Genomic DNA, 15,151 nt, shown 5'->3' with positions numbered 1-15,151 from the left:
GGGATTACTCCTTGCCCGCCAGATTGACCACCCGGTTGGAACGGTCCACGGGGCGCACCTGCTGCCCCTCCAGAAGCACATGCACACCGGCGGCGACCACCCAGTCGCTGGCGTTCAGGCCTTCGAGCACCGGCACGCTCTTCTCGCCGAAGGCGCCGATGCGCACCGGGGTCTTCTTCAGGGTGTTGTTGGCGCTGACGACCCAGACGTAGGTCATGCCGTTCTCGGCGGTCAGCGCAGATAACGGCACCGACAGCGGCACGGATTCTGCGGTCTGCACGTACACCCGGGCGCTCTGGCCGAGTTCGGCGGGCACCTTGCCGGAGGCGAAGGCGATGCGCGCGGCAAAGGTGCGGGATTTCGGGTCGGCGGCCGGCGACAGCTCGCGGATGCGCCCGGCGAAACGCTGATCCGGCTGCGTCCAGAGTTCCACCGAAACCGGCTGGCCGACCTTGAAGCGGCCGAAGCTCTGCTCCGGCAGGCTGATCGACACTTCACGCTCGCCGTCGGTGGCGAGGGTGAACACGGTCTGCCCGGCGGCGACCACCTGGCCGACCTCCAGCGAACGCCGGGACACCACGCCGTCCTGCGGCGCGCGCAGCACCGCGTAGCTGGCCTGGTTGGTCGAGACGTTGAATTCGGCCTTGATCTGCTTGAGGCGGGCTTCGCCGGAGCGGTAGAGGTTTTCCGCGTTGTCGTACTGGGAACGGCTGACCATCTGCCGATCCATCAGGGTCTTGTAGCGGTCGCGCTCGGCCCGCACAAGGTTCAGGTTGGCTTCGGCGGCGGCGACCTGGGCGCGGGTGGCCTCCAATTGCAGGCGCACGTCCTGCGGATCGAGCTCGGCCAGGGGTTGGTCGGCCTTCACGCGCTGGCCCTCTTCGACCAGTCGTCGGCTGACCTTGCCGCCGATGCGGAATGCCAGATCAGGCTCGTAGCGGGCCCTCACCTCACCGGGATAACTCTCCATCGCCTGCGCCGAAGGCTCTGGCTGAACCACCATGGCCGGCCGGACGGCGACGGGCGTCGCCTCCTCGTGACCGCATGCCGACAATAAAAAAGCCAGACTGACTGGCATTGCAATGGACAGCGCATAGCGGAACATGGTGACGGACCTTTCGCTAAGGGGGCCTGGAATAATTATACTGGCGGGTATGTTATTAATAGCAAACTCACCAGTCCAGTATTAAAAGCGAAGAATGCCAAACAATCCCCCAGCCCCAAACGGCCCGGGTCGCCCCAAGGATCCGGCCAAGCGCCAGGCGATCCTCGAAGCGGCGAAAACCCTGTTCCTGAGCCACGGCTACGCCAACACCAGCATGGACGCGGTGGCCGCCGAGGCGGGCGTTTCAAAACTGACCGTATACAGTCACTTCAACGACAAGGAGACGCTGTTTTCCGCCGCCGTGGCGGCCAAATGCGAAGCGCAGCTGCCGTCGATGGTCTTCGAACTGCCGGACGGCGTCGCGGTGGAAAATGTGTTGCTGAACATTGCCCGCGGCTTCCACCAACTGATCAACAGCGAAGAATCGGTGAACCTGCACCGGCTCATCATGGCGCTGGGCAGTCAGGATCCGAAGCTGTCGCTGATCTTCTTCGAGGCCGGCCCCCAGCGCATGGTGCAGGGCATGGAGCGGCTGCTGGCCCGCGTCAACGAGACCGGCGAACTGAGCATCGACCTGCCGCGCAACGCCGCCGAGCATTTCTTCTGCCTGATCAAGGGCGCGGGCAATTTCCGCCTGCTGTACGGCTGCGGCGAGCCGCTGACCGACGAGGCGGCCGAGAGCCATGTGCAGGAAGTGGTGGGGTTGTTCATGCGGGCCTACCGGCCCTGACGGCTGCGCCGCGCCGACGGGCTCCCACAGCGCATGCCTGATGCCCGGAGCATCACTGTGGGAGCCGGCCGGCGATGGCGGCGCCTGGGGCTCAGGCCTTGAGTGCTTTCTTCGGATAGATGTCGTAGCGGCTGGACTTGCCGTCCAGCGCATGGCTCGGCTTCGGCCCTTCGATGCACGGCGCCTTGCGCGGGCGCTTGACCACCACCCGGTGGCTGGCCAGGGCCAGGGCCGCCTCCAGCAGCGCCGGCGCGTCCGGGTCATCGCCCACCAACGGCCGGAACAGGCGCATCTCCTTCTTCACCAGCGCGGTCTTCTCGCGGTGGGGAAACATCGGATCGAGGTAGATCACCTGCGGCGGCTCGCCCTCCCAGTTGCGCATCACCTCGATGGAGTTGCCCTTGAGCAGCGTCATCCGCGCCACGATCGGCGCCACGTCGAAATCCTCAGCCGCCCGGGCCAGGCCGTCTTCGAGCAACGCACCGATCAGCGGCTGACGCTCGATCAGGCTCATCTCGCAGCCCAGGCTCGCCAGCACGAACGCATCCTTGCCCAGCCCCGCCGTGGCGTCCAGCACCCGCGGACGCACGCCCTGGGCGATGCCGACGGCCTTGGCGATCATTTGGCCGTTGCCTCCGCCGTACAGCCGCCGGTGGGCCGCACCGCCCTCGACGAAGTCCACCCGCACCGGCCCCGGCGCATCCGGCCCCAGCTGCTGCAGCTGCAGGCCCTGCCCGCCGACCTGCAAGGCGAACTCGCCGTCCTGCGCCTGCAACGGCAGGCTCAGGCGCTCGGCCCACTGCCGGGCCTGCGGCTCGAAGGCAGGCTCAAGGGCCTCGACATGGATGCGGCAGGCCGCTGGATGCTCAATCATGAAAAACACGCTCAAAAAGTTAAGGATCGGCAAAATCCGCCGATAACCCAATCAACGCGCATTCTGCCAGAGCCGAGCGTCGACCGAAAAAAATGTCAGGCATTCTTCCCACATCGATTGGCTACATCTCGCCCCATGGCGATTTCAGCCGTCAGAACACTCAAGCACTGAGCGGCGTCAGTCACCTGTGGCAGGATTTCTTTGCCCAGGCGCTGGCCGAACAGTCGAGTGATGTGGTGCCGGCCTGCGGCACGTTCCCGCCGGTCGACCTGGACAGCCCGGACGAGCCGACCGTGGGCAGCGACCTGCACGCGCACATCATCAGCCAGCGCGAATGCGACGTGGTCGACACCGAGATCCGCCCGCCGGAGCCGCTGTTCCTGCCGATCGCCGAATTCGAGACGGAACTGCTCGACAAGCCGTTCCCGCCGTTCCCGCCGGAAGAGATCAACGCCCAGCAGAAGCAGCAGGACTTCGAGAGCGGCTGGGTTCGCCCGATCGTGCTCACCCATGGCCAACCGGTTCCCGAGCCGGGCGCCGCGCCGCAGAAACGTCCGCTGTACCTGCCGATCGCCGAGTTCGACCTCGACCTCATGGAAAAACCGTTCCCGCCGTTCTCCCCCGAAGAGATCGTCGAGCAGCAGCGTGCGCTGGACTTCGACAACGGTTGGGTGCGCCCGATCGTTCAGCAGAACCTGCGCATCGCAGCCTGAGCCTCAGCGCCACGCCCCGCCCTCACCCCTTGAACAGCTGATTGACCTGGGCATACGCCATCGAACGCGAGGCGAACGAGAAGGTGCCCGACCGCTTGATCTCCTCGGCCGCCCGGAAGAACTCCCCGAGCGCCGCCAACGCCAGCGCCGACCCGGTGCTCACCCGGCGCACGCCCATCTCCTCCAGTTCCTGCAACGTCAGCTTCAGTGCGCCGGACATCAGCACATTCACCGGTTTCGGCGCCACGGCGCGCACCACCGCCAGCACCTCTTCGGCATTGCGCAGGCCCGGCGCGTAGAGCACGTCGGCCCCCGCTTCAGCGAACGCCTGCAAGCGGCGAAGGGTGTCATCGAGATCGGGCCGGCCGTGCAGGTAGTTTTCCGCACGGGCGGTCAGGGTGAAGGGAAACGGCAGTGAGCGCACCGCCGCCACCGCCGCCTCGATCCGCGCCACGGCATGTTCGAAGCAGTAGATCGGGCCGTCTTCGCGGCCGGTGGCGTCTTCGATGGAACCGCCCACCGCGCCCGCCCTTGCCGCGTGGATCAGGCTCTGCGCCGATTCGGCCGGCCCGTCGGCGAAACCGTTCTCCAGATCCACCGACACCGGCAGCTCCGTCGCCGCCGCGATTGCCCGGACATTGGCCAGGGTTTCCTCAAGGCTCAGGCCGCCGTCGGGCTTGCCCTGGGAAAACGCATACCCGGCGCTGGTGGTCGCCAGCGCCGGGTAGCCCAGGCCGGCGAGTATCTTCGCGGAGCCGGCGTCCCACGGATTGGGCATGACAAAGAGCCCGCTGCGTTCATGCAGGGCTCTGAAGGCTTCGGCTTTACGGATTTGCGCGTCCATCGGCAGGCTCCCGGGCAGAGAAGGAAATCCGCCTCAGAGCAGTCCCAACTGCTCCGCGGCGGGCTCTCTGTATAGCTCAGGCAGGGCCGGCAGGCCAGGCAGGCGCTGCATCAGTTGGGCGTGAAAGCGTTGCGCCAGCTTCGCCGCCAGCAGGTTGTCCGCCGTGTGCAGGAAGATGTACGGCGTGCGCCCCTCTTCGATCCACTCGGCGATTTTCGCCACCCACGGCACCAGGAACGGGTCGTTGGCCTCCAACTGCGGATGGCCGATGAAACGCACCTGCGGATGCTGGGTGAACGCCGCCGGGCGCGTGGGCACGCGGGGCTTTTTCGATTGGGCGTGGATCACCGACGATTCGGTGGACAGGCAACTGAACAGCGCACGCGGGTCGAGGCAGATGCGCTCGACGCCTCGGTCGAGCAACAAGCGATTGAGCAGCCGTTCGCTCTCGCCCTTGGCGAAGAACTGGTCATGGCGCACTTCCACCGCCAGGGGCCGGTCCAACGCGTCGATGAACGCCGCCAGTTCCGGCAAACGCTGCGGGGTAAAGCTTTTCGACAGTTGCAGCCACATCGGCGAGACCCGGTCGCCGAGGGGGCCGAGCAATTGGATGAAGGTTTCGGCGGCGGTGAGCTGGTCGCGCAGGTCGCCGCCGTGGCTGATGTCGCCGGGGAACTTGGCGGTGAACCGAAAGTGCTCCGGCATCACCTCGGCCCAGCGCTGCACCGTGGCCGGCGACGGGCTGGCGTAGAAAGTCGTGTTGCCTTCCACCGCGTTGAACACCTGGGCATAGAGGCCGAGGAAGTCAGCCGTTTTCGCGTCCGCCGGGTACAGGTAATCGCGCCAGGCGCTTTCGCTCCAGGACGGACAACCCAAGTAATAGGGCAGCGCCATCAGATGTACAGGTCGAGGCCCAGCACGTCCGCTTCCCAGTCGACAAACCCGGCGGTGCTCAGGTAGCTGGCCAAGGCCATGGCCACGCTCTTCTTCATCGCACGGTGGTAGATCATGTCTTGCTGACGGGCGGGCAGATTGCTCAGGCGTTGCGCGGAGGCCTTGGCGGCGCGGGCGGCCAGTTGCTCCTCGGAAGGGATTTCCAGCTCGCCGTCGATATCGTCGACGGACTCATCCAGCGCCGCGTTGCCTTTGCGGGGCTTGCGCTTGATGGGGTAGGAATGAGAGGAAACGCCGTCTATACGCATAAAGTCATGCTCGGTATCGATGATGGCAATTTAGCGGCACCTGACCGACTTAGCAAACCGCCGAGTGATAACTAGAACACATAAAAGACAAAAGGTTTAAAGCGCGGGGTTGGAAACTGACGATTGGCAGCACAGGAACGGGCTCGCCCCTCCTATCGGTGCGTGCCTGCCGACGCCATCGCCAGCAGGCTGGCTTCTGCAGTCGTTACCTGAGACGCTGACTTGGGCGTGAGTCAGCGGGCCTTGGGGGTGGCGACCTTGTCGCGCAGGTAGACCGGCTGAGCGTCGTCCGGCGCAATGGCTTCGCCGCGCGCCCAGGCGAACCGGGCCAGGGTCAACAGGTCTTCGGCATGGGGCAGCATGCCGGCGTCAGAGCCGCTCAGGCTGACGGCGATGCGCTCGCCGTAGCCCCAACCGGTGCCCGCGCCGAACCATTCACCGGCGGCATCGGCCGGCAGCGCTGCGGCTTCCGGCGGCAGGACCGCTTCGGCGCCGACCAGGCGCATCTCCCCTGCCGTCTCGCGGTAGCAGCCCCAGTACACCTCGTCCATGCGCGCATCGATGGCTGCCGCGACCTGGCTTGCGCCGTGCTCGCGCAAGGCTCGCTGCGCCAGCACCGCCAGGTTGGAGACCGGCAGCACCGGACGTTCCAGGGCGAACGCCAGCCCCTGCACCACGCCGATGGCGATCCGCACGCCGGTGAAGGCGCCGGGCCCGCGGCCGAAGGCGATGGCGTCCACCGCTTGCAGGGTGGTGCCAGCGTCGGCCAGCAGCCGCTGGATCATCGGCAGCAGTTTCTGCGCATGCAGGCGCGGGATCACCTCGTAATGGCTCGTGACCTTGCCGTCATGCAGCAAGGCGACGGAGCAGGCTTCAGTCGCGGTGTCCAGGGCCAGCAGGGTGCTCATCGGTGTGTCCGTCAATCAGGAGGGGAAAAAGGGCGCCAGTATAAACAACTACGGCCCGCAAGCGGGCCGTGGATGATGCAGCTGAGCCGTTTTTTCAGCTCAGGGCCGCCAGCACCTTGGCGGTGATGGCCTCGACCGAACCGACGCCAGGGATGTGGCTGTACTTCGGCTTGCCCTGGGCGGCAGACAGCTTCTGGTAGAAGTCCACCAGCGGCTTGGTCTGCGAATGGTAGACCGACAGGCGATGGCGCACGGTCTCTTCGGTGTCGTCCTTGCGCTGCACCAGCTCTTCGCCGGTGACGTCGTCCTTGCCTTCGACCTTCGGCGGGTTGTAGACGATGTGGTACACGCGGCCGCTGGCCTCGTGGACGCGGCGGCCGGCGATGCGCTGCACGATCTCTTCGTCTTCGACCGCGATCTCGACCACGGCGTCCAGCTCGACGCCGGCGGTGACCAGGGCTTCGGCCTGAGGAATGGTGCGCGGGAAACCGTCGAACAGGAAGCCGTTGGCGCAGTCAGACTGAGCGATGCGATCCTTGACCAGCGCGATGATCAGGTCATCCGACACCAGGCCGCCGGCATCCATGATGCCCTTGGCCTTGAGGCCCAGCTCGGTGCCGGCCTTGACCGCCGCACGCAGCATGTCGCCGGTGGAGATTTGCGGAATGCCGAATTTCTCGGTGATGAACTTAGCCTGAGTACCTTTACCGGCCCCGGGAGCTCCCAGCAGAATGACGCGCATCGATGTGCTCCTCAATTTTTTATATAAAAAACAACGGATTCGCCTCGTGGGGCCAATCTTGAAAATAGGGTCGCGGCCGCCCAAACGGCCAAAGGCTGATCAAGATACACAGCAGGCTGCGCCCACACAAGACACCAAAAGTCGGAGAAACCGGCCCCTGCCGCGACGTTGCGCCGCAGTGTCCCAAGTCGCAACCCCATCATTAACTGTCGCCTGACCGCACCTTTTCCGTGTGCGCCAGACGGCCCCCGCGAACCGCTGCGGGAGCCCCCGCCCCACGCAGAAAACCTTAGCCGGTATTTCGAAGACCGGCGGCGATCCCCGCCACAGACACCAGCAGCGCCTGTTCCACGGGGCTGCCCTGCACCACTTCCTGGCGCCGGGAACGGGCCAGCAGTTCGGCCTGCAATAGATGCAGCGGATCAAGGTAAGTGTTGCGCAGGCGGATGAATTCCAGGGTGTCGGGGCTGTGCGCCAGCAACTGCGACTGACCGGTCAGCCCGAGCACGACCGCGCACGCCTGCGACAATAGGTCGCGCAAGTGCGCACCCAGCGGCAGCAGCGACGGCTCGACCAGCCGCTGGTCATAGGACAGCGCGATGTCGGCGTCCGCCTTGGCCAGCACCATCTCCAGCATGTCGATGCGGGTGCGGAAGAACGGCCATTGCTCGCGCATCTGCGCCAGCAGATCCCCTTCGCCCCGGGCCAGGGCGTTGTTCAGCGCGGTCTCCCAGCCGAGCCAGGCCGGCAGCATCAGCCGCGTCTGGGTCCAACCGAAGATCCACGGGATCGCCCGCAGGCTCTCGATGCCGCCGGCCCGGCGCTTGGCCGGGCGGCTGCCCAGCGGCAAGCGCCCCAGCTCCTGCTCCGGTGTGGATTGGCGGAAGTACTCGACGAACTGCGGATTTTCCCGCACCACAGCGCGGTAGGCCTTGACGCCGTCGGCGGCCAGTTCGTCCATCAGGTGCCGCCATTCGGGGGTCGGGGGCGGCGGCGGCAACAGGGTCGCTTCGAGCACCGCCGCCAGATAGAGGTTGAGGTTCTGTTCGGCGATGTCAGGCAGGCCGAATTTGAAACGGATCATTTCGCCCTGCTCGGTGGTGCGGAACCGCCCCGCCACCGATCCCGGCGGCTGCGACAGGATCGCCGCGTGGGCCGGGCCGCCGCCGCGGCCGACGGTGCCGCCACGGCCGTGGAACAGCAACAGTTCGACCTGCTGTTCGCGGCAGATCTCCACCAGCCGCTCCTGGGCGCGGTATTGGGCCCACGCGGCAGCGGTGGTGCCGGCGTCCTTGGCCGAGTCGGAGTAGCCGATCATCACTTCCTGCGGCCCCTGCAACCGTGCGCGGTAACCCGGCAGTTGCAGCAGCCGCTCGATCACAGGACCTGCGTTGTCGAGGTCGGCCAGGGTCTCGAACAGCGGCACCACGCGCATCGGCCGCAGCACGCCGGCTTCCTTGAGCAGCAGTTGCACCGCAAGCACGTCGGACGCGGCGCCGGCCATGGAAATGACGTAGGAACCCAGCGAGGCGCCCGGCGCAGCGGCGATCTCCTTGCAGGTGGCGAGGACTTCGGCGGTGTCCGCCGAGGGCTTGAAGTGGGCCGGCAGCAATGGCCGGCGGTTGTTCAGTTCGCGGGTCAGGAACTCGATGCGCTGCTCCTCGCCCCATTCCTCGTAGCGGCCCAGGCCCAGGTAATCGGTGATTTCGGTCATGGCCGCGCTGTGCCGCGACGAGTCCTGGCGCACGTCCAGGCGCACCAGGAACAGGCCGAACGTCACCGCCCGGCGCAGGCAGTCGAGCAGCGGCCCGTCGGCGATCACGCCCATGCCGCATTCGTGCAGCGAGCGGTAGCACAGCTCCAGCGGATCAAGCAGTTCGCGGTTGCCGTGCAGCACGTCCGCCGGCGCCGGGGTGGCGGCGGTCAGCGCCGCATGGGCCCAGTTGCGCGTGGCGCGCAGGCGTTCGCGCAGTTGCTTGAGCACGGCGCGGTACGGCTCGGCGCTGTCGCCGGCGCGGGCCTTGAGTTCATCGCTGGCCTGCTGCATCGACAGCTCGGCGGCCAAGCGGTCGACGTCGCGCAGGTACAGGTCGGCCGCCATCCAGCGCGCCAGCAACAGCACCTCACGGGTGACGGCGGCGGTGACATTGGGGTTGCCGTCGCGGTCGCCGCCCATCCATGAAGCGAAGCGGATCGGCGCGGCCTCCAACGGCAAGCGCAGGCCGGTGGCGGCGTGCAGCGCCTGGTCGGCCTTGCGCATGTGGTTGGGGATCGCCTGCCACAGCGAATGCTCGATCACCGCGAAGCCCCATTTGGCTTCGTCTACGGGCGTGGGTCGGGTGCGGCGGATCTCTTCGGTGTGCCAGGCTTCGGCGATCAGGCGTTGCAGGGTGTTGTGGATTTGCCCGCGCTCGGCGTCGGTCAGGTCGCGATGATCCTGGGCCGCCAACTGCGCGGCGATCGCGTCGTACTTCTGGATCAGCGTGCGCCGCGCCACTTCGGTCGGGTGGGCCGTGAGCACCAGTTCGATCTCCAACCGCGCCAGCTGGCGGGCCAGGGCCTCGGCGCTGTGGCCTTCGCTGCGCAGGCGGGCCAACAGCTCCGGCAGCACCCGGGATTCGAACGGCGCGGCCTGCGACGCCTCGCGGCGATGGATCAACTGGTACTGCTCGGCGATGTTGGCCAGGTTGAGGAACTGGTTGAACGCCCGCGCCACCGGCAGCAGTTCGGCTTCGCTCAGCTGATCGAGGCTGGCGCTGAGCTCGGCGTCCATCGAACCGCGCCGGTCGGCCTTGGCGCCCTTGCGGATCTGCTCGATCTTGTCGAGGAAACCCTCGCCGTACTGGTCACGGATGGTGTTGCCCAACAGCTCTCCGAGCAGGTGAACATCTTCGCGCAAGCGTGCATCGATATCGGTCATCGGCAGTTCTCCAGCAGTCGTCCAGGCGGCTAAAAAGCGAGCGAATGGTCAGAGAGTGCCGCTCTGCGGCGCGACTTACAAGCAGACGACGAAGGGCCACGCAACCCCGCGCCCGCCAGCTAACCTCAACAACAGGCCCCACAACGGCTTGCCGCCGGCCCCGCCGGACACTCACCAGAACCTGCCACGAGCGGGTGCGCCATGAGGTCATCATGAAAATCCGAGAACTTGCCCAGCATTGGGAAGAAACCGCCAAGGGTCGCCTGACCGACACCGGCTACACCATCCGCCTGGACGTGGAGGCCGCCGCGCGGCTGGCCGCCATCGCCGAGATGTACCCCAAGCGGCATCCCGAGGAACTGCTCGGCGAACTGATCGGCGCCGCCCTCGAAGAGTTCGAGGCGAGCCTGCCGTACGTGAAGGGCTCGACGGTGGTCGCCACCGACGAGGAAGGCGATCCGCTGTACGAGGACGTCGGCCCGACGCCGCGTTTCCTCGCCTTGTCGCGCCGGCATCTGCAGGATCTGTCCGCCGCCGGCAAGCCGAAGCACTGATCCCGCACAGCTCATCCTGTGGGAGCAACGGTCTTGACCTGGGCCTGCGGTCTCAGGCCTGACGCCATCGCCAGCAGGCTGGCTCCCACAGGGAAATGTGTGCACACCCCCGAAAACTGTGGGCGCGGGCTTGCCCGCGAAAGCGCCCTTTCTGGCTCCTTCAGTCGTGGCTGACACAGCGCATGGCAAGCAAGCCCGCTCTCGCTTTTCGGACGGCAATCGGCCCGCCCATACCGCCAGACACCGCCAAAGTTCCCGTTTTAGAGCCCTGCCCGTTCGGTCAAATTTTTTTTGGCGATGGGCCATCTTTTCTGAACTTTTAAAAAATGCGCCCGGTCGGAACAGGTAACCACGCCTGGGACGAGCGTTTCAGAACGCGCTCCGACACGACGCATGCGACTCCTCGTCCAGGATGGATTCAGCGTTATCCAAGGAGTTGAACAATGGAGTTGAAGACCATGAAGACCCAAACCTCGTCCACCCCTCTGCGCAGCCTGAAACTGGTCGCCCTGGCCCTGGGCGCCGGCGTCGTGCTGGCCGGTTGCGCCGGCAACCCGCCGACCGAGCAGTACGCCGTCACCCAATCGGCGGTCAACAGCGCGGTCAGCGCCGGCGGCACCGAATTCGCCGCCGTGGAAATGAAGCAGGCCCAGGACAAGCTCAAGCAGGCTGAAATCGCCATGCACGACAAGAAATACGATCAGGCCCGCACCCTGGCCGAACAGGCCGAGTGGGACGCCCGGGTCGCCGAGCGCAAGGCCCAGGCGATGAAGGCCGAGCAGGCCGTGAAGGACTCCCAGAAGGGCGTTCAGGAACTGCGTCAGGAAAGTCAGCGCACCGTGCAGTAAGCGCGCATCCCGACCGCAAGGCTGAATCTCTTATTGACAGAAGGACGAACGAACATGCGTAATCAACTGATGATCCCTGCTCTGCTGGCCGCAAGCGTTGCCCTGGCGGCGTGCTCCACCCCGCCGAACCCGAACCTGGAACAGGCGCGCACCAACTACGCAGGCCTGCAGGCCAACCCGCAGGCCAGCAAGGTCGCCGCCCTGGAGACCAAAGAGGCCAGCGACTACCTGGACAAGGCCGACAAGGCCTACCTGGACAAGCAAGACGCGGCCAAGGTCGACCAACTGGCCTACCTCACCAACCAGCGCGTGGAAGTGGCCAAGCAGACCATCGCCCTGCGCACCGCCGAAGCCAACCTGAAGAACGCCGCGGCCCAGCGCGCCCAGGCCCGCCTGGACGCCCGCGACCAGCAGATCAAACAGCTTCAGGACAGCCTCAACGCCAAACAGACCGACCGCGGCACCCTGGTGACCTTCGGCGACGTGCTGTTCGCCACCAACAAGGCCGAGCTCAAGTCCAGCGGCCTGATGAACATCAACAAGCTGGCGCAGTTCCTCCAGGAGAACCCCGACCGCAAGGTGATCGTCGAGGGCTACACCGACAGCACCGGCACCGCGGGCTACAACCAGTCGCTGTCCGAACGCCGGGCGACCTCGGTGCAGGTGGCGCTGATCAAGATGGGCGTCGATCCGTCGCGCATCGTTACCCAGGGCTACGGCAAGGAATACCCGGTGGCGGACAACGGCAGCGTCTCGGGCCGGGCGATGAACCGTCGGGTGGAAGTGACCATCTCCAACGACAACCAGCCGGTGCTGCCGCGTTCGGCGGTGAGCGCGAACTAAGCGTCGCACGCTGATGCGAAAAGCCCCGCCTGAGCGATCAGGCGGGGCTTTTCGTTTCCCGGTTCCCTGTGGCGAGGGAGCTCGCTCCCGCTGGACCTCCTTTAACGGGAGCAAGCTCCCTCGCCACAAAGACTGTGAGACGTTTATTGCTGCAGTTGCTGCGGAGTTTCCTGGCCCATGCAGCGCACCGCTTTCTTCTTGTCGTTGACCAGCACGCCGGTCAGGCCTTTCTGTTCGGTGTCGAACAGCACCAGCACGCCGTCGATGCATTGCGCCACTTGCGGCGCTGGCTCCAGCGACACCCGGTAATCCTCGCCGGGGATGGTCTTGAGCATGGTGAAGTCGTTGAGCAGCAGCGCATCCTCGGGTTTGGCGAAGTGCAGGTAGCCGTAGTACCACAGGGCACCGACGGTGCCGAGGATGCTGCAGATGCCGGTGATGATCAGCGGGATGGCGTTACGTTCTTCACTCATTGCGGACTCTCTGGGGGTTCGTCTTCGGTTTTCGGGGGCGGCGGATAGTTGGGGATCTCGCCGAGGCGGCGCAGGCCGTTGAAGTGTTCGGGGTCGTCCAGGTAACGCAGCATCACCTGCCGCCACACCGGGTCGCCGAAGGTCTGCACGTGGCCGCCGCGGGTCAGCTGCAGCACACGGGGCGGCGGCGCAGCTTGATACAGACGGATGCCGTTGGAAAGGGGCACGAGGGGATCGTCGATGCTGTGGTAGATCAGCTTCGGCACGCCGTCGAGCTTCTCCATCGAACGGATGGCGCTGTCGCCGTCCGGCACCAGCCACGACAGCGGCACCTGGAACGGCCAGGTCATCCACGAGGTGCTCAGCGCATACTGGCCGACGCTGCGGTAGCTGGCGGGCACGCCGTCGAGCACCAGGGCCTTGAGCTGCTTTTGGCGTTCCGGATGCCGCACGAGCCAGTGCACCGCCATCGCGCCGCCCAGGCTCTGGCCCAGCACGACCAGCGGCTTGCCCTTGACCTCGGGCGCGCGATCCAGCCAGGCGAAGGCGGCGTCGATGTCCTGGTAGATCGCCGGCAGCGACGGCTCGCCTTCGGACAGGCCATAGCCGCGGTAGTCCACCAGCAGCACCTGATAGCCGCTCTTCGGCAGCCACCAACTGCCGCCCAGGTGCATCGGCAGGTTGCCGCCGTTGCCGTGCAGGTGCAGCACCGTGCCCTTGACCTCGACCCCGGCCTTGGCCGGCAGCCACCAGGCGTGCAGGCGCAGGCCGTCGGCGGTGGTCAGGGTCACGTCGCGGTAGTCGAGCCCGGCCTTCTGCGGGGTGAACAACTGGCCGCGCTCGGGGTAGAACAGCAGCGAACTGCACCCGCCGAGGGTCAGGAGCAGGCAGACGATGCCGAGGATTCTCATCCGGTGAAACCTCGCGAAGGAAATTGGCGAACGATTCAGAGAAGAACAAATAACCCTGTGGGAGCTGGCTTGCCAGCGATGGCGGTGGGTCAGCCAACATCAATAATGACTGACAGAATGCAATCGCTGCGGTGCGGCGATCCGACAAGCCAGCTCCCACAGGTATTGTGTTTGCCCTATAGGATGTTGGAGTAGTCCGCCTCGATCCGGTCCAGGCTCAAATGGTTGAGGAAGTTGGAGAAGCACATCCACGCCGACAGCGCGTTCAGGTCACGGAACTGCTCCGGCAGGTACTTGGGCGGCACCACCAGGCCTTCGTCCACCAGTTGGCGCAGGGTGCGCATGTCCTCCAGCGTGGTCTTGCCGCAGAACAGCAGCGGGATCTGCTCGAGCTTACCCTTGCGCACGGCCAACTGAATGTAGTTGTAAACCATGATGAAGCCCTTGAGGTAGGACAAGTCTTTGGTGAATGGCAGACCGGTCGGCACCGAACCCCGGAAGACCCGGCTCGCGTTGCCGTAGCTTTCCGCCATCTCGAAGCCCTGCTCGCGGAAGAACTCGAAGACCTGAAGAAAGTCCGCGCCCTCCTCCACCATGTGGATGGCGCGGGTGCGGTTGGTGAGCTTGCGCAGGCGGCTGGGGTAGGAGGCGAAGGTGATGATTTCCATCAGGATCGCCAGGCCTTCCTGGGTCACCGTCGACGAAGGCGGGCCCTTGGCCAGGAAGGTGCAGATCGGCTGGTTCAGGCCGTTGAGCGTGGTGCCGACGTGCACCAGGCCTTCATGCACTTCCAGGGCCCGGACGTCGCGGCCGTTGAACATCGCGTCGGTGCGGATCTTGATGTAGTCGGCCCCCGCCGCCGCGTCGGCGACGATGCCGTCGGACTCGAACACCCGGATGGTTTCCTCGGCTTCGCCGAACACTTTGTTCAGGCGCGTCTGCAGCAGGTGCACGGCGTCTTTGGCGGTGAGGGTCTTGGGCTCGTCCTTCAGGTCGCCGCGGCCGTCGATGTTGTTCAGGTAGTCGGACATCATCAGGCCGAGGTCGGCCAGGGTCGGATCGCCGGCATGGAACGCATCGGACGCGGCGCCGTACAGTTCCTGGGAAATCAGGCCGAAGTCCTCGGTGCCGCGCGCTTCGAGCATGCGCACCACCATGCGGTACTCCTTGCACATGCGGCGCATGATCTGCCCCACCGGGCTGAATTGGCCGAGCTGGCGGGTGATGTCGCGCTCGATGTTCTGGAACTCGAGCTTGACCTTGCTCGAATCGAAGGTCAGCGGCCGGTTGAGGTAGTAGTCCCGGTCCACTGCCGGCAGTTCCTTGCCCTTGGCCTTGAGGAAACCCTTGCGCACGTTCTCGTCCCACTTGACCGCGTCGAGGACGCGGATCGGTGTCTGCGCCAGCACAATGCGATCGGACAGCGTGCGTATCGTCTGCTGGTAATCGTCCACCCGAAACTCCTGTAAAAAACGTCTGTGGGA

16 protein-coding genes are annotated in these 15,151 nt (G+C 65.7%); 5 read left to right on the top strand and 11 right to left on the bottom strand.

The window, feature by feature from the left end; genetic code table 11:
- Positions 1-4 precede the first annotated feature (4 nt).
- Positions 5-1,105, bottom strand: a complete 1,101-nt coding sequence (locus CAG31_RS12235) for an efflux RND transporter periplasmic adaptor subunit (protein WP_085581336.1) — start codon at positions 1,103-1,105, stop codon at positions 5-7.
- Between the two features lie 94 nt (positions 1,106-1,199).
- Between CAG31_RS12235 and CAG31_RS12230 the strand changes: the two genes are divergently transcribed.
- Entirely contained in the window at positions 1,200-1,835 is a 636-nt protein-coding gene (locus tag CAG31_RS12230) for a TetR/AcrR family transcriptional regulator (protein ID WP_085581334.1), read from the top strand.
- Between the two features lie 91 nt (positions 1,836-1,926).
- Here CAG31_RS12230 and CAG31_RS12225 read toward each other — a convergent pair whose 3' ends face one another.
- On the bottom strand, positions 1,927-2,709 hold the full coding sequence (locus CAG31_RS12225) for a class I SAM-dependent methyltransferase (RefSeq protein ID WP_085581755.1): 783 nt from the start codon (positions 2,707-2,709) through the stop codon (positions 1,927-1,929).
- A gap of 92 nt (positions 2,710-2,801) precedes the next feature.
- On the opposite strand from CAG31_RS12225, the gene CAG31_RS12220 reads away from it, so the two are divergent.
- Positions 2,802-3,422, top strand: a complete 621-nt coding sequence (locus tag CAG31_RS12220) for an energy transducer TonB (RefSeq protein WP_085581332.1) — start codon at positions 2,802-2,804, stop codon at positions 3,420-3,422.
- Positions 3,423-3,444: 22 nt separating this feature from the next.
- On the opposite strand, the gene CAG31_RS12215 is transcribed toward CAG31_RS12220, so the two are convergent.
- From CAG31_RS12215 to ppc, 6 genes are all read right to left on the bottom strand, one after another.
- Positions 3,445-4,266: an oxaloacetate decarboxylase gene (locus CAG31_RS12215; protein WP_085581330.1), complete on the bottom strand. Its 822-nt coding sequence runs from the start codon at positions 4,264-4,266 to the stop codon at positions 3,445-3,447.
- Positions 4,267-4,299: 33 nt separating this feature from the next.
- Complete coding sequence (locus tag CAG31_RS12210; protein WP_085581328.1) at positions 4,300-5,160, bottom strand: DUF72 domain-containing protein; 861 nt, start codon at positions 5,158-5,160, stop codon at positions 4,300-4,302.
- On the bottom strand, positions 5,160-5,468 hold the full coding sequence (locus CAG31_RS12205) for a hypothetical protein (RefSeq protein ID WP_085581326.1): 309 nt from the start codon (positions 5,466-5,468) through the stop codon (positions 5,160-5,162). Before CAG31_RS12205 ends, CAG31_RS12210 begins: the two co-directional genes overlap by 1 nt.
- Positions 5,469-5,701: 233 nt before the next feature.
- Positions 5,702-6,376, bottom strand: coding sequence for a tRNA (adenosine(37)-N6)-threonylcarbamoyltransferase complex dimerization subunit type 1 TsaB (gene tsaB, locus CAG31_RS12200; RefSeq protein WP_085581324.1), 675 nt, complete (start codon positions 6,374-6,376; stop codon positions 5,702-5,704).
- A 94-nt stretch (positions 6,377-6,470) separates the two neighbouring features.
- Positions 6,471-7,118, bottom strand: a complete 648-nt coding sequence (gene adk / locus CAG31_RS12195) for an adenylate kinase (protein WP_085581321.1) — start codon at positions 7,116-7,118, stop codon at positions 6,471-6,473.
- Between the two features lie 289 nt (positions 7,119-7,407).
- Entirely contained in the window at positions 7,408-10,038 is a 2,631-nt protein-coding gene (gene ppc / locus CAG31_RS12190) for a phosphoenolpyruvate carboxylase (RefSeq protein ID WP_085581319.1), read from the bottom strand.
- Positions 10,039-10,250: 212 nt separating this feature from the next.
- Here ppc and CAG31_RS12185 point away from each other — a divergent pair, with 212 nt between their 5' ends.
- From CAG31_RS12185 to CAG31_RS12175, 3 genes are all read left to right on the top strand, one after another.
- Positions 10,251-10,592 (top strand): pilin assembly protein, encoded by a 342-nt coding sequence (locus CAG31_RS12185; protein WP_085581317.1) that lies wholly within the window; start codon positions 10,251-10,253, stop codon positions 10,590-10,592.
- A 443-nt stretch (positions 10,593-11,035) separates the two neighbouring features.
- A complete protein-coding gene (locus tag CAG31_RS12180) occupies positions 11,036-11,440 on the top strand; it encodes a DUF4398 domain-containing protein (protein ID WP_085581314.1) in 405 nt (134 codons plus the stop codon).
- Positions 11,441-11,494: 54 nt separating this feature from the next.
- Complete coding sequence (locus CAG31_RS12175; RefSeq protein ID WP_085581312.1) at positions 11,495-12,283, top strand: OmpA family protein; 789 nt, start codon at positions 11,495-11,497, stop codon at positions 12,281-12,283.
- A gap of 143 nt (positions 12,284-12,426) precedes the next feature.
- On the opposite strand, the gene CAG31_RS12170 is transcribed toward CAG31_RS12175, so the two are convergent.
- From CAG31_RS12170 to CAG31_RS12160, 3 genes are all read right to left on the bottom strand, one after another.
- A complete protein-coding gene (locus tag CAG31_RS12170) occupies positions 12,427-12,756 on the bottom strand; it encodes a hypothetical protein (RefSeq protein WP_085581310.1) in 330 nt (109 codons plus the stop codon).
- Positions 12,753-13,667, bottom strand: a complete 915-nt coding sequence (locus tag CAG31_RS12165) for an alpha/beta hydrolase (protein ID WP_085581308.1) — start codon at positions 13,665-13,667, stop codon at positions 12,753-12,755. The genes CAG31_RS12170 and CAG31_RS12165 overlap by 4 nt, the downstream gene beginning before the upstream one ends.
- A 176-nt stretch (positions 13,668-13,843) precedes the next feature.
- On the bottom strand, positions 13,844-15,121 hold the full coding sequence (locus CAG31_RS12160; RefSeq protein ID WP_085581306.1) for a flavohemoglobin expression-modulating QEGLA motif protein: 1,278 nt from the start codon (positions 15,119-15,121) through the stop codon (positions 13,844-13,846).
- Positions 15,122-15,151 lie beyond the last annotated feature (30 nt).

The organism is Pseudomonas sp. R25(2017) (genome assembly GCF_002112565.1).
Classification (GTDB): domain Bacteria; phylum Pseudomonadota; class Gammaproteobacteria; order Pseudomonadales; family Pseudomonadaceae; genus Aquipseudomonas; species Aquipseudomonas ekonensis.
Note: the sequence above shows the minus strand (reverse complement) of the source record. Positions and strands in the feature narration are given on the sequence as shown.

Excerpts from the sequence above, each read along its gene's own strand:
- tsaB (WP_085581324.1), bottom strand. The coding sequence starts at position 6,376 with ATGAGCACCCTGCTGGCCCTGGACACCGCGACTGAAGCCTGCTCCGTC.
- CAG31_RS12170 (WP_085581310.1), bottom strand. The coding sequence starts at position 12,756 with ATGAGTGAAGAACGTAACGCCATCCCGCTGATCATCACCGGCATCTGC.
- CAG31_RS12220 (WP_085581332.1), top strand. The coding sequence starts at position 2,802 with ATGTCAGGCATTCTTCCCACATCGATTGGCTACATCTCGCCCCATGGC.
- ppc (WP_085581319.1), bottom strand. The coding sequence starts at position 10,038 with ATGACCGATATCGATGCACGCTTGCGCGAAGATGTTCACCTGCTCGGA.
- CAG31_RS12185 (WP_085581317.1), top strand. The coding sequence starts at position 10,251 with ATGAAAATCCGAGAACTTGCCCAGCATTGGGAAGAAACCGCCAAGGGT.
- CAG31_RS12230 (WP_085581334.1), top strand. The coding sequence starts at position 1,200 with ATGCCAAACAATCCCCCAGCCCCAAACGGCCCGGGTCGCCCCAAGGAT.
- CAG31_RS12205 (WP_085581326.1), bottom strand. The coding sequence starts at position 5,468 with ATGCGTATAGACGGCGTTTCCTCTCATTCCTACCCCATCAAGCGCAAG.
- CAG31_RS12235 (WP_085581336.1), bottom strand. The coding sequence starts at position 1,105 with ATGTTCCGCTATGCGCTGTCCATTGCAATGCCAGTCAGTCTGGCTTTT.
- CAG31_RS12175 (WP_085581312.1), top strand. The coding sequence starts at position 11,495 with ATGCGTAATCAACTGATGATCCCTGCTCTGCTGGCCGCAAGCGTTGCC.
- CAG31_RS12215 (WP_085581330.1), bottom strand. The coding sequence starts at position 4,266 with ATGGACGCGCAAATCCGTAAAGCCGAAGCCTTCAGAGCCCTGCATGAA.
- CAG31_RS12210 (WP_085581328.1), bottom strand. The coding sequence starts at position 5,160 with ATGGCGCTGCCCTATTACTTGGGTTGTCCGTCCTGGAGCGAAAGCGCC.
- CAG31_RS12180 (WP_085581314.1), top strand. The coding sequence starts at position 11,036 with ATGGAGTTGAAGACCATGAAGACCCAAACCTCGTCCACCCCTCTGCGC.
- CAG31_RS12225 (WP_085581755.1), bottom strand. The coding sequence starts at position 2,709 with ATGATTGAGCATCCAGCGGCCTGCCGCATCCATGTCGAGGCCCTTGAG.
- adk (WP_085581321.1), bottom strand. The coding sequence starts at position 7,118 with ATGCGCGTCATTCTGCTGGGAGCTCCCGGGGCCGGTAAAGGTACTCAG.
- CAG31_RS12165 (WP_085581308.1), bottom strand. The coding sequence starts at position 13,667 with ATGAGAATCCTCGGCATCGTCTGCCTGCTCCTGACCCTCGGCGGGTGC.